This is a genomic window from Vibrio sp. V03_P4A6T147, assembly GCF_002241085.1.
In the GTDB taxonomy this organism is placed as follows: domain Bacteria; phylum Pseudomonadota; class Gammaproteobacteria; order Enterobacterales; family Vibrionaceae; genus Vibrio; species Vibrio anguillarum.
In genome coordinates this window covers 1-3,864 of the sequence record NZ_NDIO01000153.1, presented here as the reverse complement: position 1 = coordinate 3,864, position 3,864 = coordinate 1, and the positions used below count along the sequence as shown (strand labels likewise).

4 protein-coding genes are annotated in these 3,864 nt (G+C 45.1%); 2 read left to right on the top strand and 2 right to left on the bottom strand.

The window, feature by feature from the left end; translation table 11 throughout:
- The first annotated feature begins 307 nt into the window (after positions 1–307).
- Both B9J84_RS05920 and B9J84_RS05915 read left to right on the top strand, forming a co-directional pair.
- Positions 308–1,201, top strand: a complete 894-nt coding sequence (locus B9J84_RS05920) for a pyridoxal-phosphate dependent enzyme (protein ID WP_094123748.1) — start codon at positions 308–310, stop codon at positions 1,199–1,201.
- A gap of 29 nt (positions 1,202–1,230) precedes the next feature.
- Positions 1,231–1,485, top strand: coding sequence for a DUF1496 domain-containing protein (locus B9J84_RS05915; RefSeq protein ID WP_010319042.1), 255 nt, complete (start codon positions 1,231–1,233; stop codon positions 1,483–1,485).
- Between the two features lie 11 nt (positions 1,486–1,496).
- Here B9J84_RS05915 and B9J84_RS05910 read toward each other — a convergent pair whose 3' ends face one another.
- The gene (locus tag B9J84_RS05910; RefSeq protein ID WP_094123747.1) at positions 1,497–2,948 is read right to left on the bottom strand and encodes an NAD-dependent succinate-semialdehyde dehydrogenase; all 1,452 of its coding nucleotides are present in this window, start codon (positions 2,946–2,948) and stop codon (positions 1,497–1,499) included.
- A gap of 152 nt (positions 2,949–3,100) precedes the next feature.
- A partial coding sequence (locus B9J84_RS05905; protein ID WP_143698836.1) for a GGDEF domain-containing protein occupies positions 3,101–3,864 on the bottom strand: 764 nt, incomplete at its 5' end.

Sequence of the window (3,864 nt, the reverse complement as noted above, 5' to 3'; positions counted from 1 at the left end):
AATAAATTGAAAAAAATGGCTTTAAGATGGAACTGATTGTGAAATGCTCAGTCTCAATAAGTGTAGTTAGCAGAGCATTAAGAATTTTACAGGCCGTCAAATTTTTCTTCTTACTGTAACTACCGATATGCTGCTTTTTCTTATTAACTCCTATGTTTATTTGTATCCGCCCAGCGCCTTTTGCTCTGGGCTTTTTTTTTGCCGCATGAGAGGCAAAGCAGTAACTGACGAGCGATAAAATCGGCCAACACTGCAATTTTTACTCAGGTCAGTATATACTACGGCCCTTTTCTGCTCGAAAATCATCATGAAACTGTCTGAAACCCCCATAACGCAACATACTTTTGCCAATAACCGCTTCTATTTAAAACGTGATGATCAACTTCACAGCCATTTTTCCGGAAATAAAGCGCGTAAGTTCATGGCGTTATTGGATAGCGATCTCCCCGGCATCAACACTTTAATCAGCTATGGTTCGGCGCAATCGAATGCTCTCTATTCTCTGGCGGCTCTTGCGCGCATTAAAGGGTGGAAATTTGAGTTTTATGTAGACCACATTCCAACGTGGTTACACCAAAGGCCGATTGGCAACTATCGTGGCGCACTGGATTTAGGAGCGCACATCATCGAAGTTAGCCCCATCAATATAATGCCCCCCGAGCAGTATATTGATACGATCCGTCAGCCTGATGCTTCATGCTTAGTCGTACCAGAAGGCGGTCGCTCAAAGGTGGCCGAAACGGGCATTAAGCAGTTGGCTCTAGAAATTCTCAACTGGATGAGAATGGAGACAAAAACGCAATTCGTCGTTGCGTTGCCCTCCGGGACAGGAACCACTGCGATCTACCTGCAAAAATATCTAAAACTGCACGGCATTGAGGTTCTGACCTGTGCTTGTGTAGGGGGAAATGACTACCTCATCCAACAATTTGACGATCTTGAAGAGCGCCAGTACCCTACGATTATATCTACAGAGAAAAAGCATCACTTTGGACGATTGTACGAAGCCGATTATCGGATGTGGCAAAATCTACTTGAGCAGACTCATGTGGAATTTGATCTGTTGTATGACCCTATGATGTGGCAATGTTTGTTACCTTGGATGGAAGCTCATCCAGAAAAAACGGTGATTTATATTCATCAAGGTGGGTTACTGGGTAATGAAAGTATGCTGCCCCGCTATCAGCGGCAATTTGATTAACTACCTCACTATAAATTAGGAGATACACCATGCTGAAGTACTGTGTTTGGTTATTATTGATTGCTCCTAGCTTTGGCTACACGAAAGTAATCAATACCGCTTCGCTACCGGTTGTGGTAGCTACAGAAGGTAAAGCTTTGCAACGTGTTTGCTATTATAAGGACCAAGCTTATTCTATCGGTGCAGTGATTCAAGTCGGTGAGCTGTATATGATCTGCCAAGAGGCCAATGATTTTGAAACCAATGGCCCCTTAAGATGGGTGTTACTGACTCAACAAAAATAGTGAGAGGAAGGTTAGTTTAAGCCTCCCATTAGGGTGTATTTCACTTCCAAATATTCGTCTAGCCCCTGTTTTGCTCCCTCGCGGCCAAGACCTGACTCTTTGATGCCGCCAAACGGTGCGACTGTAGTTGATATCAAACCTTCGTTAATACCAACAATGCCGACTTCCAGTGCCTCACTCAAGCGCCAAGCCCGAGCCAGTGACTGTGTATAGCAGTATGCCGCTAATCCAGAATCCGTGTGGTTTGCACGCTCAATTACTTCCTCTTCGTGAGAGAAACGGAACAAAGGTGCAAGTGGGCCAAAGGTTTCTTCTTGAGCCACCAACATCTCTTCTGTCATCTCAGTTAATACGTGAGGCTCAAACAAACGGCTACCGGTTTGAGGCAGAGTGCCATATTGCACTAAAGCGCCCTGCGCGGTGGCATCCGCAATATGTAATTTGACTTTAGCCACCGCCGCATCATTGATTAAAGGCCCCATTGTTACGCCTGATTCCAACCCATTTCCCACAGTCAGCTTGCTGACTTTATCAACCAATTTTTTAACAAATTTATCGTACACGCCCTCTTGCACATAGATTCGATTGGCACAGACACAAGTTTGACCAGCGTTACGAAACTTCGCCACCATCACACCCTCTACGGCGGCATTAATGTCGGCATCATCAAACACAATAAAAGGGGCATTACCACCCAGCTCGAGCGACAACTTTTTGATGTTGTGCGCGCACTGTGCCATTAATATTTTCCCCACTCCTGTTGAGCCAGTAAATGAGAGTTTGCGTACCACTTTGCTGCTGGTTAATTGCTGCCCGATTGCGATTGCCTCTCCAGTCACCACTTGCAATAAGCCAGCGGGAAGCCCAGCACGATGCGCCAATTCTGCCAAAGCAAGAGCAGTAAAAGGCGTATCTGGTGCTGGTTTGAGTACCACTGCGCACCCAGCCGCAATCGCTGGAGCACATTTACGAGTCACCATAGCCGCAGGGAAATTCCAAGGCGTGATCGCAGCAACCACACCAATAGGTTCTTTCGATACCAGTATTCTTGCATCCGCTTTATGACTCGGGACAAGCTCACCATAAGCTCGTTTTGCCTCTTCGGCATACCATTCGACAAAGCTGGCAGCATAGCTGATCTCACCTTTCGCTTCCGCTAAAGGTTTGCCTTGCTCGTTGGTTAAAATCAGTGCCAGATCATCGCTGTGTTCAACAATCAATTCATACCAAGCTCTAAGCACTCTCGCTTTGTCCGCCGCTGGCTGTTTTTTCCACAGTTTCTGCGCAAACTCTGCACCCTCAATCGCTTGTTGAACTTGCGCACTATCTAGCTGCGGAACCGTTCCAATCAGAGTGCCGTCATAAGGGTTGTAAATGGTTGAGGTGAGCGAGTTGGATGCACAAACCCATTGACCATTGAGATAACATTGTTGTTTAAAAAGTTGAGGATCACGAAGCTGCATGACGATGCTCCTAGCGATAAATAAGGGGGGGAGAGAACAGGGTAAAAGGAAACTGAGTCAGGTTCAATTGATAAACGGTATTATTCAGGGATTGCGACTATCTACTCATGCATCAAGCTCGACACAACCACTCCCTATGCAGAAAAATGGTGTTAACTCACCACGTCTTCCACTGTAAAAACGCCCCTTAAGGGATCAATGTTTTGACAATAAGTGTTACCCACCACTTCTTTAGCTTGATACATCGCCTCATCAGCTAAGGCCATTAAATGATGCATACTATTGGTTTGTAAGGGGAAGTAGCTGATACCGACACTAACACCAACGGTTAGGCTTTGCCCTTCAAACTCAATGGGCAGCCCTAAGCATTTGATGATTTGCTTGACTTTATCTGCGACAAAATCGTACTCATCAATCAGATCGAGGCACACTACAAATTCATCGCCTCCAAGCCTTGCCGAAAAATCAGATTGGCGGATACTGGCCTCTAAGCGAATCGCGATTTGCTTTAAAATTTCATCTCCCGCGCAGTGGCCTTGAGTGTCGTTGATGGTTTTGAAATTGTCCAAATCAATGAAAAGCAGCGCTAACTTCACCTTGGTCCTATTGGCTTTAACGATGGCGTTATCCAACAACTTTTCAAACGCTCGCCGATTAAGTAGCCCCGTCAACGAATCATGTTCAGATAGAAACTGAAGCTGATCTTTTTGAATTTTTAACTCTGAGGTTTGCCGCTCAACCTCTAATTGCAATTCATCTTTTGTCACGGTTGTCGTTTTTAGTGAGACCTTCATATGGTTAAAAAAGTCAGCCAAAGCTACAAATTCAATATCCAGATTAACTGGTTCAATCTTGCTTTCAAGGTCACCATACGTCAAAGCTAGGATACCTTGTTTAATTGACGCAAACCCCCTTT

Bases quoted from the DNA above. Each gene is read 5' to 3' on its own strand.
- B9J84_RS05910 (WP_094123747.1), bottom strand. From the start codon at position 2,948: ATGCAGCTTCGTGATCCTCAACTTTTTAAACAACAATGTTATCTCAAT.
- B9J84_RS05920 (WP_094123748.1), top strand. From the start codon at position 308: ATGAAACTGTCTGAAACCCCCATAACGCAACATACTTTTGCCAATAAC.
- B9J84_RS05915 (WP_010319042.1), top strand. From the start codon at position 1,231: ATGCTGAAGTACTGTGTTTGGTTATTATTGATTGCTCCTAGCTTTGGC.